Origin of the sequence: Billgrantia desiderata (genome assembly GCF_900108215.1) — a bacterium.
GTDB classification, from domain to species: Bacteria; Pseudomonadota; Gammaproteobacteria; order Pseudomonadales; family Halomonadaceae; genus Halomonas; species Halomonas desiderata.
In genome coordinates, this window is sequence record NZ_FNVC01000032.1 from 36,326 (window position 1) to 53,045 (window position 16,720).

Here is a 16,720-nt window from a genome sequence, read left to right on the forward strand (position 1 = left end):
GACACGAAAAAGGGAGGCCCGCGCCTCCCTTTATTCTGCAGACTCCCTCAGCCCATGAACTGGCCGCCGTTGATGTCGATGTTGGCGCCAGTGATGAACCCCGACTCCTTGTCGGCCAGGAACACCACCAGCCTGGCGATCTCCTCCGGGGTGCCATAGCGCTTGACCGGGATGGTCTCGCGGATCGCTTCCCGTACGTTCTCGGGAATCTTCATGATCATGTCGGTAGCGATATAGCCGGGCGACACGGTATTGACGGTAATGCCTTTGGTAGCGGTCTCCTGAGCCAGCGCCATGGTCAGGCCATGCATGCCGGCCTTGGCCGCCGAGTAGTTGACCTGGCCAAACTGGCCCTTACGGCCGTTGATCGAGGAGATGTTGATGATGCGCCCATACTTATGCTCGAGCATGCCCTCGATGACGCTGCGACAGGTGTTGAACACGGTGTTGAGGTTGGTGTCGATGACCTCGTGCCACTGCTCGGGCGTCATTTTCTTCATCGTGCCGTCGCGGGTGATGCCGGCACAGTTGACCAGAACGCTGATCGGCCCGTGGGCCTCTTCGATCTCTTTGACTCCGGCTTCACACGCCTGATAGTCGGTCAGGTCGACCCCCGACAGGGAAATATTGTCGAATCCATCGGCCTTCTGGCTCTCGAGCCAGGTCTTGGCCTTCTCCGGGTTGTGGTATCCCGCCACCACGTGGTAGCCCGCCGCCGCCAGTGCGCGGCAAATCGCCGAACCGATCCCCCCGGTTCCGCCGGTGACCCACGCTACGGGTGCTGATTGAGTCATATTCCACCTCCCTGATTCATGACGCTTGTATTCGCAGTGCTTGGCCTGGCGCAGCAAGCCAGCCACAACAGGATGCTGGCAGAAGGCATCGCCTTCAAGCTGCCCCCCTAGTGATTATGGACACAAGCGCTGCGCTTGCACTAACAACGTCTTCCACCTTGACACAGCGCAAAAAAAGCGTAGAATTCGCCTCACGTTGATGCGGGGTGGAGCAGTCTGGTAGCTCGTCGGGCTCATAACCCGAAGGTCGTCGGTTCAAATCCGGCCCCCGCTACCAAGTTCGAAAAAGCCGAGGCCACAAGCCTCGGTTTTTTATTGTCCGCCTGGGCACTGAACCGACGGTCGTCGGTTCGCTCACCATTCAAGGTCAGCGGCCCCCGCTGCCAAGTTCGAAAAAGCCGAGGCCACAAGCCTCGGTTTTTTGTTGCCGCCAAGCTTTGACCCGACGGTCGTCGGTTCGCTCTCCATTCAAGGTCAGCGGCCCCCCCGCTACCCAAAACGAAAACCGAGGCCACAAGCCTCGGTTTTTTATTGCCCCCACGGGCACTGACCCGACGACCGTCGGTTCGCTCTCCATTCAAGGTCAGCGGCCCCCGCTACCCAAAACGAAAACCGAGGCCAAAAGCCTCGGTTTTTTGTTGCACGCTATAAAAACTCATGCGGTATGGAGCTTCAGGGCAGATCACGCGCCGCCAACGCTATGCTGCGGTCGTCGCCGCTGGTGCCGCGGCAGAAGGTCTCGCTGTAGAAGCGACGAATCAGGTCGCGCTGGCGCAGCTTGCCCTGGCGCAGGTCGTCGAGCCAGTGGCTGAGCTGTCCCGAGACCTGTTCGCCGTCGTAGGCGACCAGCTTCTCGGCGGCACCGTCGCTCATCAGGGCGATGCCGGTCAGCGCAGCCGTCGTCTCGACGCCGTACTGCACCTGCTCGAAGGCCAGGCGTTCGTCAACGAACAGCGTCTGGTTGGCGAACTCCCCCTTGCCGCGCTCGCCCAGCGTGCGGAGATTCGGCATCAGCTCGGGCGCCTCCTCATTCTGGGCTTCCGACGCCTCTTGCGTCTCTTGCGCCGCGTTCACCGGCACCGCGCGCTCCAGCACGAGTTCGCCATCACCCACCTTGAGCCACAGCACTCTCTCGCAGCCCACCAGCGCCAGCAGCAGCGTGCAGCGCAGGTCGCGCACCGGTCGGCACTGCTCGCCCGCCCTATCGTGCAACGTGCCCTTGGCATGGCGCACCAGCAGCTCGGCCAACTGCGCCACGGCATCGGCCGTGGGCGCTTCGCGACCATCGAGCAGCCAGGCCAGTTGGGCCTCCAGCGTATCGGCCAGCCGCAGCATGGCACTGACCAGGGTGCGCGCACCGAGATCCGAGGCCGGCGAGCTGCCGGCGCCATCGGCCAGCACCAGCGCCGGGCGCGGCGCCGCCACCCCGCCTGCGGCGTCCTGGCAGGGCATGGCCGGCGTTTTCTCCACATGGCCCAGTCCGGCCGTGGCCACGGCCAGAGTCGACCAGCGCGATGTCGTCTCATTCGGAAAAGCGGGTAACTCAGCGGGCATGCAGTACCTGCGAACGTTTGGGCCGACCGGGCGTTGCCAGGTGCACGGTATGCTTGCCGGTCGCCAGCGCGTCGCGATAATCGCTCAGCGCCGCGTGCCACTGCGGCAGCGTGGCGCGCTGAATCGGGGCGTCGGCACCCACCGTGAAGGTGGTCACGAACATGTCGCGGAGGGTGTCGGGCAGCGCCTGCCAGAGCTCGTACCAGACGCCTTGAGGTACATCGCGCTGCCCGCGACCGTAGGCGAAGTTGCCGCGCCTCAGGTTGCGCACCGGATCGTCGCCACCGACGATGTCGTAGGGGTGACGCCCCAGCATCAGGCACTTGAACAGCACGATGGCCAGCGAGAAGGCCTCGCTGCGCGGCGTGCGCACGGTATGGCGAAAGGAGACGCCCTGATGCTCCTTGGGCGTCATGTCGGGGCTACCGACGGGACAGGGGTAGAAGGTGCCGTCGAGGCGCAGCTGGTAGCTGTCGCAGTCGATCAACGTGACCTGGTCGGTGGAGGGCACGCAGAACACGTTGTTGAGGTTGTAGTCGCCGATGCACACCCCGGCCTCGTGCAGCTGCTGCACGATTTCGACGAAGCGGATCAGGTAGCCGACGATACGGCGCCGGTCGAGGCCGGGAAAATAGCGCTGGTAGAGCAACGCGTGGGCGAGGAAGCTCATCTTCACGCCGCGAGCCCGATACATGGCAAAACCGATCCAGCGGTGGCGTTCGTCGAAGACGCGGATCAGCGGCCAGCACACGTCGCGGGTCATATGGGCGTCGCGCAGGATGCGCATGGCCTCGACCTTGCGGTGCAGCTCCTCGCCGCGCCGGTCGAGCACCTCGGGGTAGTACCATTTGACGATCACGTCGGGACGCTCGCGCAGGGCGAAGATCTCACCCTCGCCACCGCGCTCCAGGCGCTTGCCGAGGCGGCGCTCCTTGCCCTGCGAATCCCTCACCACCAAAGCGGGCGTCACCACTCGACCTCCTTCGCCACCATGCCTGTCATCATTATCGAACCTTGGCCGGGCGGGCGGTAGTCAAGTCAGTCGCTGTTGCCGTCGTCTCGTCGCGCATGCGCCTCGATACCCGTTCAGATGCTGTCCCAGCTATCGGTGGGTGGCAGCTTGACCTGCTCGGTCGTGGAAGAGGAGGCCGAGACGCGGCTCATGCTGGCCGACAGCCACAGGAAGAACTCGCGAAACTTCAAACCGTCCAGGCGTTTGGCCGGTCGCGTGGAAAAGGCGCTGAGCGCTTCGAGGTCGGCCTCTTCGACACCCACCGGCATCACCACCAGCTTGCGCTGCTGGGCCAGTGCCCGCGCTCTGGCCGAAACGGCCTGCCACTGATCCGTCGGCACGCCATCGCTGATCACCACCAGCCAGGGCTGGTAGTAGGCGACACCGGCCTTACGGTAGGCCGCGGTACGCTCTTCGAGGCGATCGAGCGCCAGCTCCATGGCACCGCCAAGCGGCGTCAGGCCGGAAGCGGTAAACTGCCGACACTGGGAAATGTTCATGGCCGTGGTGAAGGGCAACTGTTCGGTGACCTTGCCGCCGGCGGTGATGACACCGAGCTCGACGGAGCAGGCTGCCATGTCGTCCTCCTGAATGGCCGAGATGAAGGCCTGGACGCCGGCGTTCAGTTCACGGATCGGCGGGCCGAACATCGACGCGGAGGTATCCAGCACCAGCATGCATGCACAGCGAGGTGATGGGTTGTCGATCAGGTCGCTATCGCCGTTCAGTCGGTAAGTTGCCATCCCACGGATCCTCATGTCTGGGTGCCCGGCCCCGATTCGACCGGACGAACACGAGACTATCACAGCCCCGTCAGGGATGCCGCGCCCACCGTTGCAGACTGACCAACGCGCAGCCAGCGTAGGTCTCAGCCCCTTGAATCCCGCCGCCTTTACCCGCATCTTTCGAACGAACTCACCTCTTTGCGCAAGGCCAACGCCATGTCCATCGTCGACCCTCGCAGCGGCGCCCCCCTGACGGCGCCCCAAGACACCTCAGCACCTTCGCCGCAGGCGGCGCCCAGCGATGAGCAGTTGATCATCGACGTCGACCGCAACAACATCCAGCAGCTGCTGGAGTTCTCCATGCAGGTGCCGGTGCTGCTCGACTGCTGGGCGCCTTGGTGCCAGCCCTGCAAGGTGCTGATGCCGATACTGGAGAAGCTGACGCGCGAATATCGCGGCACCTTCATCCTGGCCAAGCTCAATATCGAGGAGAATCAGGAAATCGCCGCCCAGCTCGGCGTGCGCTCGGTGCCGGACGTCAAGCTGATCAGCCAGGGTGGACTGGTGGATCACTTCCAGGGCGCGCTGCCCGAGAAGGAGGTCCGCGAGTGGCTGGCACGCTACTTTCCGGCACCGGAAGACGCACCGGCCAGCCCCGAGGAACAGGCCGCCGAGGCCTTGGCCCAGGGCGATGCCGCCACGGCCCGTGCCATCTATGAGCAGTTGGTGCAACAGAACCCCGAGCACTACCCCTATCAGGTAGAGCTGGCTCGGGCGCTGGTGGTGGAAGGCCGCGGCGAAGAGGCACTCGCCCTGCTCGACAACCTCCCTCCCGAGGAGCGGGATGCCGCACCGGCTCGTGGCGTACGCGCCAGCATCGAATTCCGCGAAGAGGCGCCGAGCGACGAGGAGCTGGCCGCCCTGGCCGGACGCGACGACAGCGAGGCTCGCTTCAAGCGCGCCATGCGCCAGATTGCCGATGGCGATTATGAAAGCGGTCTCGAGGGGCTGCTAGAGGTGATGCGCAAGGATCGCGGCTATGGTGACGACGCAGCACGCAAGACCCTGCTACGGGTGTTCGACGCCCTCGGCGCCGAACATCCGCTGACCGTCACCTATCGGCGCAAGCTGTTCACCCTGCTCTACTGAGGGCGATGCGCCAGGGACTTCGCCTGGCGCTGCCGCTCACCCCTTCAGCACGCCATCGAGACGCGCCAACGCCGCTTCGAGCTGGGACGCGGTGGTGCCGAAGTTGAGCCGCACGAACCCCGGCCAGCCGAAGTCCGCCCCGTCCGACAGTGCCACCTTCGCCTCCTGCAGCAGTAGCTGTTGCGGCGAACCCTGGCGCTGCGCGAGCCCTTCGGCACGGCGCATATCGAGCCAGGCCAGATAGGTCGCCTCCGGCACGCTCATGCCCACCCCCGGCCACTGGGCGACCCGCTCGATCAGCACCTGGCGATGGCCACGCAGCGTCTTCAACAGCGCCTGTCGCCAGGCATTGCACTGCCCGTAGGCCACCTCGGCGGCCACCAGCCCCAGCACGTTGACGTCCGGCAGCAGACCACGCACTGCCGCGGCGAAGCGCTGGCGCAACTCACCATTCGGAATTACCGCACAGGCGGCGGTGAGGCCGGCGAGGTTGAAGGTCTTGGAGGGCGCCCACAGCGTGATGATGCGTGCCGCAAGCTCTGGGAAAGCCGCCGCCAGCGGCCGGTGCCGGGCGCCTTCATCCAATAGCAGATCGCAGTGCAGCTCGTCGGAGACCACCAGCAGGTCGTGTCGCTCGATCAACGCCGCCAGGCCGGCCAGCTCCTCGTGTCGCCATACCCGTCCGGTGGGGTTGTGCGGTTGGCACCACAGCAGCAGCCGGGTCTCAGGGGTAATGGCCGCTTCCAGCGCCGCCAGATCGAGCCGCCACGGCTCACCGGGGCCGGCCGGCTCAGCCAGCGCCACCTGTTGCGACAGCCGCCCGGTGCGCTCGGCCACCTTGAGAAACGGTGGGTAGATCGGCGTGAGGGTCAAGACCCCGTCGCCCGGCTCGGTCAGCGCCAGGCTGGCCAGATGCAGTGCAGGCACCACGCCGGGAAGCCACAGCTGCCACTCCGGCTCGATGGCCCAACCGTACTCCCGCGAACTCCACTCGCAGAGCGTCTGTTTGAGACTGTCGGGAACCGTCCCGTAGCCGAACACGCCGTGGTCGACCCGCGCTTTCAGCGCCTCGATCACCTGGGGTGGCGAGGGGAAATCCATGTCGGCCACCCACAGTGGCAGGGTGCTGGCATCATAGCGGTGCCATTTCTGCGACGGCCAATCGCCCCCCTCGGGGTGGCGTCGCTCGATGGGCGTGGCAAAATCGAACTCCATGTTCTTTCCTCGGAAGCAGATATGAGCGAAACCATGCCGCAAAGCGGCTTCTATGCCAAGGCACGCCGCGGTATGTCGGCCACTATCGCGCAATGGCGGCAACTGGGGCAGGGCGATCCGGACCGCCTCGCGTTGATCCTGGCCGAAACGGCGCGGGTCGCTCGACTGGGCGAGCCGGATACCACGCCCGACGGCAACACCCTGGCAGCCTGGAGCCGTTCCGAAGCGGGCGACGACATCCCTCTGTGGGCGGCCCGTACCGCCACCTTCCTGTTGGTGCAGATGCCGGCGCGCCCGATACCCAAGAGCGACGACGAGGCCTGCGCCTGGGCTTACTGCTGGCTGCGCAATCGCGATTTCGCCAGCGTAGACGAAGCACGCGCCGCCCTGCCTGAACATCTGCAGGAGAAACTGACCCATGCGGTGGGAGCCGCCTGGGCCGATCGCCAGGGCCTGCGCCTGGTATAGCCTCACCACAAGGAAAACCCATGGACGTTCCCTTGAGCTGGCAGTTGGCCAAGCTCGCGGTATCGATCGGCATCGTGCTCGGCCTGGCAATGGTCGCCGAGCGTGTCAGTACCCGCGTGGCGGGCCTTCTCGCCGGCTACCCGCTGGGCACGGCGATCGCGCTGTTCTTCATCGGCCTGGAGATTTCGCCGGGCTTTGCCGCCGAGAGCGCCGTTTACAGCCTGGCGGGCTTCACCGCCACCATGGCATTGGGGGGCGGCTATCTGATTTGCGGAAGGCGCGACGGCCTGAAGGGGGTGCTCTGCGGCACGGCAGGCGGGCTTGTCGCCTGGTGGCTGACGAGCCTCACGCTGACGCGCTTCGAGCTCGACCGCTTGAGCGGCACGCTGGTGACCCTGGCGGCCATCTTCGTCTTCACCTGGCTCTATCGCCACGTGCCGGAAGCCCGCACCAAGGCACGCTCCGGCGGCTCGCGCTGGCGGCCGCTGCTGCTTCGCGCCGGCCTCGCCACCGCCATCGTCTTCCTGGTCACCGGCCTGGCTCACGTGCTGCCGGCGTCCTGGGCCGGCATGCTGGCGGCCTTCCCGATCTCGATGTATCCGCTATTGGTGATCCTGCATCTCACCCATGGCGCGTCGCCGGCCGCCACGGTGATCAAGCACTATCCGGCCGGGCTCGGCGCGCTGCTCTGCTATGCCCTGTGCGTGTCGCTCACCTATGCCACCCTGGGTCTGCTGTGGGGCACTCTCGCGGGCTTCGCCGTGGCTACGCTGTGGCTGCTCGGATGGATGCGACTTCAGACCTGGTACGGAGCAAGGCAAAAGTCCGGCACTTGACCTAGCGTTTGCTCGGGGCAATGCTGTCAACCTGCCAACGGCATGTCACAAGACCACAAGACAGCAAAGGGACTCTCACATGTTCGTGCGTACCGTCGAACCCGCCTTCTACGACACCGACGCTCTCGGCCACGTCAACAACACTCGCCTGCCGGCCTGGTTCGAGCTGGCACGCAACGATCTGTTTCGCCTGTTCACGCCGGATCTGGATCCGCGCAAGTGGAAGCTGATCATGGCACGCATGGAAGTCGACTATCGCGCCGAGCTGCACTATGGCAACGAGATCGAGATCCGCACCTACGTCTCGCGCCTCGGCAACAGCTCCTTCACCGTCACCCAGGAGGCGTGGCAGAAAGGCGAGTTGACCAATCTGGGCCATACCGTGATGGTGCACTTCGATCATGACGCCAAGCGCGCCGTGCCCATCGAGGGCGAACTGCGCGAAGCGCTCGAGGCTCATCTGCAACCGCTCCCGGAGCCGGCCGACGCATGACGCCGGCAATCAAGGCACTGGAACGCGACGGCGTCCCCTTCGAGCTGCTCAGCTACGAACACGACCCGCGCGCGCCGGCATACGGCGAAGAAGCCGCCAACGCCCTGGACCTCGACCCGCGAAGCGTGTTCAAGACCCTCATCGCCCGTCTCGACGATGGGCGCCTGGCGGTGGGCATTGTGCCGGTGACCGGCCAGCTCGACCTCAAGGCGCTGGCCAAGGCAGCCGATGCCCGGCGGGCGAGCATGGCCGAGGCCGCCGAGGCCGAACGTGCTACTGGCTACGTACTCGGTGGCATCAGTCCGCTGGGTCAGAAGAAACGCCTGGCGACCTTTCTCGATGCCAGCGCCAAGGACCTCGATCGGCTGCACGTCAGCGGCGGGCGTCGTGGTCTGGAGATCGCCCTGGCGCCTGCCGACCTGATCCGCCTGTGTCAGGCGCGCCTGGCCCCTCTGGCCCGCCCCTGATTCCTCGTGAGCCGAATTCGGCCTCCCGGGGTCAAACTTTCATGCCCCGTCAGACGGGACATTCATCGCCGGCAGGAGTCTGTCATGGCCATCCGCTACAACCTCTGGCTCGAGCCCGACAAGGTCGCCCAGCACCGCGCCGTGGAAGCCGACCTGGAGCGCTACTTCATGGAGCGTTTTGCCGACTACCCCCACATCCGCTTGTTCGGCGCCGACCCCTACGATTATGATGCGCCGTTCAATCGGCTCTACGACGTGCTGATGGCACGGGCCAACGAGTACTGCGAACGCCAGTGGCGCGGCTACGTGCCCACGCCCGAGCAGCTCAACCGCACCTTCTTTCGCGCCGTGGGCCGCTCCAACAAGTTCATCCGGGACCACAACGATGGTGATCCAAACCGACCAGACGCCTGATGACCGCCAGCTCGCGATCATTGCCGAGCAGCTGGGGCGCGCACCGCGCGGCATCGAGTCCGTCGCTGCCGTAGACGGCGAAGGCACCCCGCTGGTGCTGCGCATGGCCCCCATCGTCGACGGCAAGCCTTTCCCCACCCTGTACTGGCTGAGCTGTGCACGCCTCAAGGTCGAGATTTCCCGCATAGAAGCAAGCGGTGCCATCAAGCAGCTCGAGGCAAGACTGCAGGAATACCCCGATTTTCTCGCCGTCTATCACGCCAGTCATCGCGACTACGTGGACAGGCGCTGGCGCTACATGAGCGATGTCCAGCGAGCCGAAGTCGAGCGGCTCGGCTATGCGGACGTCATGCGCGAGCGCGGCATCGGCGGCATCGCCAACTGGGATCAGGTGCGCTGTCTGCACACCCAGTATGCTCACCACCTGTGCGGCAACAACGTCGTCGGCCAGTGGCTCGACGCCGAGTTCGGCGTGGCCGACTGCCTGCCCTGATTCTCTTCCCCGACGCTTCCACAGCCTCTCCCTGACGGCCGGCAGCTGCTACGATAAGGGCTTGCCAAGGAGAAGCGCATGTCGAATTTCTGTGTCTATCTGGGCTCCCGCGATGGCCGGGACCCGATCTTTCTGGAAGCCACCCGCGCCCTCGGGCACGAAATGGCCGCACGCGGACACGGCCTCGTCTATGGCGGCGCCCGCATCGGTCTGATGGGAGCTCTGGCCAACGCCGTGCTGGAGAGGGGTGGCAACGTGATCGGTGTGATGCCCGACCACCTGGTGGAGCGCGAGCAGGCCCACGAGGGGCTGCCGACCCTGATCCGCGTGAACAACATGCACGAGCGCAAGGCCAGCATGGCCGCCCATGCCGATGCCTTCATCGCCCTTCCCGGGGGTATCGGCACCATGGAGGAACTGTTCGAGGCCTGGACCTGGCAGTACCTGGGGCTGCACGACAAGCCCATCGGCGTGCTCGACATCGCCGGCTTCTACAGCCCGCTGCTGGCTTTCCTCGACAGCACGGTGGAACACGGCTTTCTCAATGGCCGTACCCGCGACAGCTTGATCGACGCCGCAGAGCCTGCCGCTCTGCTGGATGCCCTGGAGGCACGGCTCGCCAGCCCCGTCACCTAGGAGATCGCCCATGCACGCCATTGCCGTCGATCAGGAGCGCCTGGCCTGGCGCGAACACCCCAACCCGCCAGGCCCCGCTGCCGGAGAGGTACGTCTCACGGTGGCCTGGGCCGGGGTCAATCGCGCCGACCTGATGCAGCGCGCCGGCCATTATCCGCCGCCGCCCGGGGTCAGCGACATTCTCGGCCTCGAGATCAGCGGCACGGTGAGTGAAGTCGGCCCCGGCGTCGACACTCTGCGCCCGGGAGAGCGGGTCTGCGCCCTGCTGGCGGGCGGCGGTTATGCCGAGGAGGTCGTGGTCGATGCGCGGCAGGTGCTGCCGGTGCCCGAGGGCTTGGACCTGCGCGAGGCGGCCGCACTGCCAGAGGTGTTTGCCACTGCCTGGCTCAACCTGTTCATGGAGGGACAGCTGGCGGCCGGCGAGCGCGTCCTGCTGCACGCCGGTGCCAGCGGTGTCGGCACTGCCGCCATTCAGCTTTGCCGGGCCTTCGGTCACCCCTGCTTCGTCACGGCGGGCAGTGACGCCAAGCTTGCCGTCTGCCGTGAGTTGGGCGCCGATGCGGTCTTCAATCGCCACGAAGGCAGTTTCGCGGATGCCGTGAAGGCATGGGGCGGTGCCGACCTGATTCTCGACCCCGTGGGTGGCGCTTATCTGGCCGACAATCAGCGCGTGCTGAATGCCGACGGACGCCTGGTGCTGATCGGCCTGATGGGTGGGCGACACGCCGAGCTCGACCTGGGCCGCATGCTGATGAAGCGACAGCGGCTGATCGGCTCGACCCTGCGCGCCAAGCCGCCGGCGGCCAAGGGAGCCATCCTCGATGCGCTGAGAGCCCATGTCTGGCCGCGCCTTGCAAAGGGAGAGTTGCGCCCGCTGATCGATCGCACCTGGCCGATCAACGAAGTCGAAGCCGCCCACGCCCATGTGCAGCGGGACGCCAATATCGGCAAGGTACTGCTTGCGGTCAGCGGCGAGAGGTAGGGGTGTCGGCGCTCTCGCCGTCTTCGCGGGTGCGCAGATAGGTGAGTTGCAGCAGGCGGGCATCCTCTCCGGCGCGATGGCGCCGAATTCCCAGCTCTTTCACCAGCGCTTCCCGGGTTCGGTGCCACGCACCGAGCTGGCGCTCGCTGAGCAGAATGCGCAGTGCCTCGAGGCGAAAGGCGGGCAGCATGCCGGCATGGTGAAACAACAGCGATAGCCAGGTGTTGTCATAGCCCCAGCTGTCGCTATAAGCCACACCGATCTCGCTCAGTTCATCGTTGAGCCAGCGCGCCACCTGAGCAATGGGTAGACCTTCACGCTGCAGACGTGCACGGGAAATACCGTGCAGCAATTCGGCCTTGGGGTCCCAGTGCGTCCACTCGTCCAGCGGCTGCACGAGGAAGGCGCAGCAGCTACCGTCGGCCCGTGCCAGGCCAATCTCAATGGGGTAGCTACCGCGCCCGAATCCGGACGCCTCGATATCCAGCAGTGTCGGCAGCGTCACGAATGGACGTATCCTCGAAAGCAGAGCCGCGTGGCAGAAGCGGCGGCAAGTGGGGTTAGTGTCGGGCTTGAGCGTCGTCCCTGTCCAGCTCGCTACACTCCAGGCCCGCATGTCGGTCGGCGAGCGCCTGCCAATGGGCGGCTTGAGCGCTGTCCACCGGCAGCCCCAGCTCACCCAGACGATAAGCCTTCGCCAAGCGCACAGCGGCAAGCGGATGGCCTGCCTCGGCGGCACGGGCATACCAGGTCACGGCACGCGCCTCACGGCGAGGATACTGGGCACAGCCGTGCTCGAGGATCTGCCCGGCCTGGTATTGGGCCTTGAGATTGCCGGCCTGCGCAGCCTCGAGCACATAGCGAGCGCCACGCGCCTTGTCCTGAGGGCTGACCCCACGCTGGAAAAGCATATGTCCGTAGAGCGAAAGCGCGCCGGGGTGACCGGCATCGGCGCAGCGCTCGAAGAGATGCATGGTCAAGCGCTGGGTACGCGGAGAGCGTGGCAACCAGCGCGTGTGAAACAGCTGTTCTGCAAGACGGTATTCGAGCCGGGTGAACAATGATGATGCCTGCGTCATCGTGCAAACAACCTTGGGTTCGTCTGAAACCAGCCTGATGACGTGGCACCACCCTGTGGTCGTCGTCATGGCCTGTCTGAACTCGCCGCGGGACTCCGCCGGGGCCGCTTGAGGGTGGCCAGCATACGCCCGCCCCGCCGGCGACTCAACCCCTAGATTTGCTGCCTTGGTAGGGCTCGGCTAGCATGGCTCTGGATAGGCAACGAGCTCGCCACCGATTCGACTTTCTACAGGAGCGATGATGCAGACGCGACCGCTTGGCGACACGGGCATCGAGGTCAGTCGCCTGTGCCTGGGCACCATGACGTTCGGAGAGCAGAACAGCGAATCCGACGCCCACGATCAGCTCGACCGCGCCGTAGCCTTCGGCATCAACTTCATCGACGCGGCCGAAATGTATCCTGTACCTCCCCGAGCCGAGACGCAGGGGCGCACCGAGGCCTATATCGGCAGCTGGCTCAAGCGCCGTGAAAGCCGCGATGACGTGATCATCGCGACCAAGGTGACCGGCCCTGGGCTCGAGCACATCCGCGGCGGCCCACGCCTGAACCGGGAGCACATCCATCAGGCCATCGATGCCAGCCTGGAGCGATTGCAGACCGACTACGTCGATCTCTACCAGCTCCACTGGCCCGAGCGTTCGACCAACTACTTCGGACGCCTGGGCTACGAGCACGACGAAGAGGAAAATGCCGTCTCGCTGGAAGAGACCCTCGGTGTGCTCAAGGAGCTGGTGGATGCCGGCAAGGTTCGCGCCATCGGCCTCTCCAACGAGACCCCTTGGGGGGTGATGAAGGCACTGCAGCTCGCAGAACGGCTCGGTCTGCCGCGGGTTGCCTCGATCCAGAACCCCTACAACCTGCTCAATCGCTCCTTCGAGGTCGGCCTGGCCGAGATCGCCCATCGCGAGAACGTGGGCCTGCTGGCTTACTCGCCGCTGGCCTTCGGCGTACTCTCGGGCAAGTATCTGGATGGCGCCCGCCCCGAGAACGCTCGCCTCACGCTCTTCGAGCGCTTCAAGCGATATACCTCACCGCTGGCCGAACAGGCCACCCGCGCCTACGTCGACATTGCCCGCGAGCACGACCTGGACCCGGCCCAGATGGCGCTGGCCTTCGTCAATTCGCGCAGCTTCCTGACCAGCAACATCATCGGCGCCACCACCATGGAACAGCTCGAGGACAACCTCGCCAGCGAATCGCTGAAGCTCGAACAGAGCGTGCTGGAGGCCATCGAAGAAGTGCACCGGCGCATCCCCAACCCCTGCCCCTGAATGGTTCTGCCGGTATCGGCGAGGGCTATCGCATCGATAGCCCCGTCTTCGCGCAGCGGTTGATATAATCACGCTTCGTTCGATTCGTCCCATCTGGTACAGGAGTGCCCCATGCTGAGCGTGATCTCGCCGGCCAAGACGCTGGATTTCGAGACCCCGGCCACCACGGCCATCCACTCGCAGCCGGATTTTCTCGACCATAGCCAGCGCTTGATCGAGATCCTGCGCGACTACTCCCCCCAGCAGCTCAGCGAACTGATGGGCATCAGCGACAAGTTGGCCGGCCTCAACGCCGCTCGCTTCGCCGAATGGCACCCGCGCTTCACGCCCGACAACGCCAAGCCGGCGGCTCAGGCCTTCCAGGGCGACGTCTACGTGGGTCTCGAGGCCGCCTCTTTCAGCGACTCCGACAACGAGTTCGCCCAGCATCATCTGCGCATCCTGTCAGGCCTGTATGGCCTGCTGCGACCGCTCGATCTGATCCAGCCCTACCGCCTGGAAATGGGCACGCGGCTGGCCAATCCGGCCGGCAAGGATCTCTACGCCTATTGGCAAGGCACGCTCACCGAGGCACTGGACCGCGCCATCGTCGAGAGTGGCTCCAAGGTGCTCGTGAACCTGGCCTCGAACGAGTATTTCAAGGCCGTCGACACCAAGCGGCTCGACGCTCGGGTGATCACGCCGGTGTTCAAGGACGAGAAGAACGGTACCTACAAGATCATCAGCTTCTATGCCAAGAAGGCACGCGGCCTGATGGCGGCCTGGATGATTCGCCAGCGCCTCGACGATCCCGAAGATCTAAAGGGCTTCGACGTGGCGGGCTACGCCTTCAATCCCGCCATGTCCGAGGGTGATACGCTGGTCTTCACGCGCCGCGAAGCCCAGCATTGAGCCAGGCGGAAGCCGGGTATCAGTAAAAGCGCAGCGGGCGCGAGGCACGTGGCTTGAGAAAACGCCGGTGGATCAGGCGGAAGCGCTCGTCGTCACAGCGCTCGAGCCACTCGTAAGCCACCATGTCGGCCGTTACCGGTGTGGCGCCCGCCTGCGTCATTCGCTCACGGGCAAGGCAGGCCTCCTCGGCGCGCCGGCTGACGGACGCCTCGCTGAGCCAGTACACCTCATAGCCCGCTTCCAGCAGCCCGAGACCGGTCTGCATCACGCAGATGTGCGCCTCACTACCGCACAGTACGATCTGACGCCTGCCGCTCTTTTCCAGCGCAGCGGCAAAGTCCGGCTCGGCATGGGCATTGAAGTGCACCTTCTGCCACAGCCGATAGTCCGGCAGCGCCTCCAGCAACCGCGGCTCGCTGCCACCCAGCCCCTCCGGGTACTGCTCGGTCAACCACACCGGCACGTCCAGCTCGCAGGCGAGCCCACCCAGCCACTGTGCTTCGCTGACGGCCTGGTTGCCGCCATCGATCACCGGCAGCAGCCCCGCCTGCAGATCGACGATCAGCAGCAAGCTGTTTTCACTCTTCAAGCGCATGGCTTTCCCCATTTTTTCAGCACTTTCCCCAGCATAGCCGCTAGAATGGAGCATCCAAATTCTACTTTCCCCTCAATCCTGAAGAGGAACCAAGCGATGCGTCACTTCCTGGTCATGCTCATGGTCGCCGTGATGGGCTTCGGCCTGGCCGTCGAACATGCCGAAGCCCGCCGCATGGGCGGCGGCGGTAACGTCGGCAGCTTCTCCCGCTCCGCCGACCGCCCGGCAGCCGCCCCCAACCAGGCCGCCCCGGCACGCCAGGCTCAGCCCAACCAGGCCGCCGGCTCTCGCATGCCCGGCATGCTGGGCGGCTTGCTGGCAGGGGGCCTGCTGGCCGCGCTGTTCTTCGGCGGCGCCTTCGACGAGCTGCGCCTGATGGACATCCTGCTCATTGCCGGTCTCGGCTTCCTGCTGTTCCGCCTGTTGGCGCGTCGCCGCACCGCCGTGGCAGGTGGCCCGCAGCCGGCCGAGCGTCAGCCGCACGTCGCTCCCCAGGCCTTCCAGCCGGCCCCTGGCGCCACCCTGGGCGGTGCCTTCGACAGTCCTCCGGAGTGGTTCGATCGCGAGCGCTTCCTGTCCGGCGCCAAGGAGCACTTCATGACGCTGCAGCGCGCCTGGGACAACAATGACTTCAGCGGCATTCAGGAGTACGTCACTCCCGAACTCTACAACCTGTTGCGCGAGGAGCGCAGCAAGCATCCGGCCAACAATCGCACCGACATCGTGCGCCTGTTTGCCGAACTTGGCGACGTGCGCGAAGTCGGCAAGCAGGCCGAGGCCACGGTCATCTTCCACGGCATTCTCGACGAGAACGGCGAGCAGACCGAATTCAACGAGACCTGGCACCTGATTCGTGAGATGCGCGATGGCGCCCCGTGGTATCTCCAGGGCATCGAACAGAACCGCTGAGTCACAGAACATGAAAAAGGCCGACACTGTGTCGGCCTTCTCTTTGCATTCTCACCAGCCAGCGACTAGGCCACAACCTCTCGACAGCCAGCACCTTCATCTGGCGTAAGTCGAAACCTACCGACTCATGCTCGGTTCTCTTTTTTCGCAGCCTCTTCGCGGACATCCTCTTGAATATCCTTTCCCACCGCGTCCCACCTTTCCTGCAGATTTTCCATAGAGCGATCGATGTTACGCTCCATTCTCTCGCCGGCTTTGGGCCCATCGCAGCCGCCAAACCCGCTCAGGGCCAGCAGCATGATCAATATCGGCAGTATGGCTTTTCTCACAGTCTTCATCCTTGGCTAAGCGGCCATTGAATGGCCTCCTTTCAACCGACTTTCTCCTTTCAGTAACGTTCCCAGGCCCCACGAAAAAGAACGAAACTCCTTATCTCACTCACATTGTGCCCTGATCGCTCGACCACGCTCGGGGGGATGGCAGACAAAAAAACCGAGCACTTTCGTACTCGGGGTTTTGGCTAGATAAGGGACCTAAAACGGCGAAACCCAGCCTCTCTCGAAGCTGGGTTTCTGAAGAAGTGCCTGACGATGACCTACTCTCGCATGGGGAGGCCCCACACTACCATCGGCGCTGAGCGGTTTCACTGCTGAGTTCGGCATGGGGTCAGGTGGTTCCCACTCGCTATGGTCGTCAGGCGAAAACGGTTGGAATCATGCTGACGCGATCGTCTCG

General features: G+C 64.9%; 21 protein-coding genes, 1 tRNA gene and 1 rRNA gene. 13 read left to right on the top strand and 10 right to left on the bottom strand.

The window, feature by feature from the left end:
- Positions 1 to 47: 47 nt before the first annotated feature.
- Positions 48 to 794 (bottom strand): acetoacetyl-CoA reductase, encoded by a 747-nt coding sequence (gene phbB, locus C4S71_RS20490; protein ID WP_086508966.1) that lies wholly within the window; start codon positions 792 to 794, stop codon positions 48 to 50.
- Between the two features lie 200 nt (positions 795 to 994).
- Here phbB and C4S71_RS20495 point away from each other — a divergent pair.
- Positions 995 to 1,071: transfer RNA gene (locus C4S71_RS20495), tRNA-Met, on the top strand.
- 395 nt (positions 1,072 to 1,466) lie between these two features.
- Here C4S71_RS20495 and C4S71_RS20500 read toward each other — a convergent pair.
- The 3 genes from C4S71_RS20500 to C4S71_RS20510 form a co-directional block, all read right to left on the bottom strand.
- The gene (locus C4S71_RS20500; RefSeq protein ID WP_160113420.1) at positions 1,467 to 2,288 is read right to left on the bottom strand and encodes a protein phosphatase 2C domain-containing protein; all 822 of its coding nucleotides are present in this window, start codon (positions 2,286 to 2,288) and stop codon (positions 1,467 to 1,469) included.
- A 49-nt stretch (positions 2,289 to 2,337) separates the two neighbouring features.
- Positions 2,338 to 3,318 carry a kinase gene (locus C4S71_RS20505; protein ID WP_103970393.1) on the bottom strand — a complete coding sequence of 327 codons (981 nt, stop codon included), beginning with the start codon at positions 3,316 to 3,318 and terminating at the stop codon, positions 2,338 to 2,340.
- Between the two features lie 116 nt (positions 3,319 to 3,434).
- On the bottom strand, positions 3,435 to 4,103 hold the full coding sequence (locus C4S71_RS20510; protein WP_010630231.1) for a vWA domain-containing protein: 669 nt from the start codon (positions 4,101 to 4,103) through the stop codon (positions 3,435 to 3,437).
- Between the two features lie 198 nt (positions 4,104 to 4,301).
- Here C4S71_RS20510 and C4S71_RS20515 point away from each other — a divergent pair, with 198 nt between their 5' ends.
- Positions 4,302 to 5,234 carry a tetratricopeptide repeat protein gene (locus C4S71_RS20515; protein WP_086508983.1) on the top strand — a complete coding sequence of 311 codons (933 nt, stop codon included), beginning with the start codon at positions 4,302 to 4,304 and terminating at the stop codon, positions 5,232 to 5,234.
- A 36-nt stretch (positions 5,235 to 5,270) separates the two neighbouring features.
- On the opposite strand, the gene C4S71_RS20520 is transcribed toward C4S71_RS20515, so the two are convergent.
- Positions 5,271 to 6,449: a MalY/PatB family protein gene (locus C4S71_RS20520; protein WP_103970379.1), complete on the bottom strand. Its 1,179-nt coding sequence runs from the start codon at positions 6,447 to 6,449 to the stop codon at positions 5,271 to 5,273.
- A gap of 33 nt (positions 6,450 to 6,482) precedes the next feature.
- On the opposite strand from C4S71_RS20520, the gene C4S71_RS20525 reads away from it, so the two are divergent.
- The 8 genes from C4S71_RS20525 (at position 6,483) to C4S71_RS20560 (ending at position 11,238) form a co-directional block, all read left to right on the top strand.
- On the top strand, positions 6,483 to 6,917 hold the full coding sequence (locus C4S71_RS20525) for a hypothetical protein (RefSeq protein ID WP_086508982.1): 435 nt from the start codon (positions 6,483 to 6,485) through the stop codon (positions 6,915 to 6,917).
- A 20-nt stretch (positions 6,918 to 6,937) separates the two neighbouring features.
- Positions 6,938 to 7,753 (top strand): hypothetical protein, encoded by an 816-nt coding sequence (locus C4S71_RS20530; protein ID WP_103970380.1) that lies wholly within the window; start codon positions 6,938 to 6,940, stop codon positions 7,751 to 7,753.
- Positions 7,754 to 7,832: 79 nt separating this feature from the next.
- Positions 7,833 to 8,246: an acyl-CoA thioesterase gene (locus C4S71_RS20535; RefSeq protein ID WP_086508961.1), complete on the top strand. Its 414-nt coding sequence runs from the start codon at positions 7,833 to 7,835 to the stop codon at positions 8,244 to 8,246.
- Positions 8,243 to 8,713 carry a Cys-tRNA(Pro) deacylase gene (gene ybaK, locus C4S71_RS20540; protein WP_103970381.1) on the top strand — a complete coding sequence of 157 codons (471 nt, stop codon included), beginning with the start codon at positions 8,243 to 8,245 and terminating at the stop codon, positions 8,711 to 8,713. The genes C4S71_RS20535 and ybaK overlap by 4 nt, the downstream gene beginning before the upstream one ends.
- Positions 8,714 to 8,797: 84 nt before the next feature.
- Positions 8,798 to 9,127, top strand: coding sequence for a hypothetical protein (locus C4S71_RS20545; protein ID WP_086508959.1), 330 nt, complete (start codon positions 8,798 to 8,800; stop codon positions 9,125 to 9,127).
- Positions 9,099 to 9,620, top strand: a complete 522-nt coding sequence (locus tag C4S71_RS20550) for a DUF501 domain-containing protein (protein WP_103970382.1) — start codon at positions 9,099 to 9,101, stop codon at positions 9,618 to 9,620. The genes C4S71_RS20545 and C4S71_RS20550 overlap by 29 nt, the downstream gene beginning before the upstream one ends.
- A gap of 78 nt (positions 9,621 to 9,698) precedes the next feature.
- Positions 9,699 to 10,256 (top strand): LOG family protein, encoded by a 558-nt coding sequence (locus C4S71_RS20555; protein WP_103970383.1) that lies wholly within the window; start codon positions 9,699 to 9,701, stop codon positions 10,254 to 10,256.
- Positions 10,257 to 10,266: 10 nt separating this feature from the next.
- Entirely contained in the window at positions 10,267 to 11,238 is a 972-nt protein-coding gene (locus C4S71_RS20560; RefSeq protein ID WP_103970384.1) for an NAD(P)H-quinone oxidoreductase, read from the top strand.
- Here C4S71_RS20560 and C4S71_RS20565 read toward each other — a convergent pair.
- Complete coding sequence (locus C4S71_RS20565) at positions 11,222 to 11,743, bottom strand: 3'-5' exonuclease (RefSeq protein WP_103970385.1); 522 nt, start codon at positions 11,741 to 11,743, stop codon at positions 11,222 to 11,224. The two genes, C4S71_RS20560 and C4S71_RS20565, sit on opposite strands and share 17 nt — an antisense overlap.
- Positions 11,744 to 11,798: 55 nt before the next feature.
- Positions 11,799 to 12,317, bottom strand: coding sequence for a tetratricopeptide repeat protein (locus C4S71_RS20570; protein WP_103970386.1), 519 nt, complete (start codon positions 12,315 to 12,317; stop codon positions 11,799 to 11,801).
- A gap of 241 nt (positions 12,318 to 12,558) precedes the next feature.
- Here C4S71_RS20570 and C4S71_RS20575 point away from each other — a divergent pair, with 241 nt between their 5' ends.
- Both C4S71_RS20575 and yaaA read left to right on the top strand, forming a co-directional pair.
- Complete coding sequence (locus C4S71_RS20575; protein WP_103970387.1) at positions 12,559 to 13,590, top strand: NADP(H)-dependent aldo-keto reductase; 1,032 nt, start codon at positions 12,559 to 12,561, stop codon at positions 13,588 to 13,590.
- 111 nt (positions 13,591 to 13,701) lie between these two features.
- Entirely contained in the window at positions 13,702 to 14,481 is a 780-nt protein-coding gene (gene yaaA / locus C4S71_RS20580; protein WP_103970388.1) for a peroxide stress protein YaaA, read from the top strand.
- A gap of 19 nt (positions 14,482 to 14,500) precedes the next feature.
- On the opposite strand, the gene C4S71_RS20585 is transcribed toward yaaA, so the two are convergent.
- Complete coding sequence (locus C4S71_RS20585) at positions 14,501 to 15,076, bottom strand: isochorismatase family protein (RefSeq protein WP_103970389.1); 576 nt, start codon at positions 15,074 to 15,076, stop codon at positions 14,501 to 14,503.
- 96 nt (positions 15,077 to 15,172) lie between these two features.
- Here C4S71_RS20585 and C4S71_RS20590 point away from each other — a divergent pair, with 96 nt between their 5' ends.
- Positions 15,173 to 15,985: a Tim44 domain-containing protein gene (locus C4S71_RS20590; RefSeq protein ID WP_103970390.1), complete on the top strand. Its 813-nt coding sequence runs from the start codon at positions 15,173 to 15,175 to the stop codon at positions 15,983 to 15,985.
- A 125-nt stretch (positions 15,986 to 16,110) separates the two neighbouring features.
- Here C4S71_RS20590 and C4S71_RS20595 read toward each other — a convergent pair whose 3' ends face one another.
- Together C4S71_RS20595 and rrf are read right to left on the bottom strand one after the other, a co-directional pair.
- The gene (locus tag C4S71_RS20595) at positions 16,111 to 16,284 is read right to left on the bottom strand and encodes a hypothetical protein (protein ID WP_176342790.1); all 174 of its coding nucleotides are present in this window, start codon (positions 16,282 to 16,284) and stop codon (positions 16,111 to 16,113) included.
- 283 nt (positions 16,285 to 16,567) lie between these two features.
- Positions 16,568 to 16,683, bottom strand: a 5S ribosomal RNA gene (gene rrf, locus C4S71_RS20600).
- Positions 16,684 to 16,720: the final 37 nt, after the last annotated feature.

What these genes read in the sequence shown, in the direction of transcription:
- C4S71_RS20545 (WP_086508959.1), top strand. Translation starts at nt 8,798, where the DNA reads ATGGCCATCCGCTACAACCTCTGGCTCGAGCCCGACAAGGTCGCCCAG.
- C4S71_RS20555 (WP_103970383.1), top strand. Translation starts at nt 9,699, where the DNA reads ATGTCGAATTTCTGTGTCTATCTGGGCTCCCGCGATGGCCGGGACCCG.
- C4S71_RS20525 (WP_086508982.1), top strand. Translation starts at nt 6,483, where the DNA reads ATGCCGCAAAGCGGCTTCTATGCCAAGGCACGCCGCGGTATGTCGGCC.
- C4S71_RS20515 (WP_086508983.1), top strand. Translation starts at nt 4,302, where the DNA reads ATGTCCATCGTCGACCCTCGCAGCGGCGCCCCCCTGACGGCGCCCCAA.
- C4S71_RS20560 (WP_103970384.1), top strand. Translation starts at nt 10,267, where the DNA reads ATGCACGCCATTGCCGTCGATCAGGAGCGCCTGGCCTGGCGCGAACAC.
- phbB (WP_086508966.1), bottom strand. Translation starts at nt 794, where the DNA reads ATGACTCAATCAGCACCCGTAGCGTGGGTCACCGGCGGAACCGGGGGG.
- C4S71_RS20595 (WP_176342790.1), bottom strand. Translation starts at nt 16,284, where the DNA reads ATGCTGCTGGCCCTGAGCGGGTTTGGCGGCTGCGATGGGCCCAAAGCC.
- C4S71_RS20530 (WP_103970380.1), top strand. Translation starts at nt 6,938, where the DNA reads ATGGACGTTCCCTTGAGCTGGCAGTTGGCCAAGCTCGCGGTATCGATC.
- C4S71_RS20570 (WP_103970386.1), bottom strand. Translation starts at nt 12,317, where the DNA reads ATGACGCAGGCATCATCATTGTTCACCCGGCTCGAATACCGTCTTGCA.
- ybaK (WP_103970381.1), top strand. Translation starts at nt 8,243, where the DNA reads ATGACGCCGGCAATCAAGGCACTGGAACGCGACGGCGTCCCCTTCGAG.
- C4S71_RS20520 (WP_103970379.1), bottom strand. Translation starts at nt 6,449, where the DNA reads ATGGAGTTCGATTTTGCCACGCCCATCGAGCGACGCCACCCCGAGGGG.
- C4S71_RS20510 (WP_010630231.1), bottom strand. Translation starts at nt 4,103, where the DNA reads ATGGCAACTTACCGACTGAACGGCGATAGCGACCTGATCGACAACCCA.
- C4S71_RS20535 (WP_086508961.1), top strand. Translation starts at nt 7,833, where the DNA reads ATGTTCGTGCGTACCGTCGAACCCGCCTTCTACGACACCGACGCTCTC.
- C4S71_RS20550 (WP_103970382.1), top strand. Translation starts at nt 9,099, where the DNA reads ATGGTGATCCAAACCGACCAGACGCCTGATGACCGCCAGCTCGCGATC.
- C4S71_RS20590 (WP_103970390.1), top strand. Translation starts at nt 15,173, where the DNA reads ATGCGTCACTTCCTGGTCATGCTCATGGTCGCCGTGATGGGCTTCGGC.
- yaaA (WP_103970388.1), top strand. Translation starts at nt 13,702, where the DNA reads ATGCTGAGCGTGATCTCGCCGGCCAAGACGCTGGATTTCGAGACCCCG.
- C4S71_RS20585 (WP_103970389.1), bottom strand. Translation starts at nt 15,076, where the DNA reads ATGCGCTTGAAGAGTGAAAACAGCTTGCTGCTGATCGTCGATCTGCAG.
- C4S71_RS20575 (WP_103970387.1), top strand. Translation starts at nt 12,559, where the DNA reads ATGCAGACGCGACCGCTTGGCGACACGGGCATCGAGGTCAGTCGCCTG.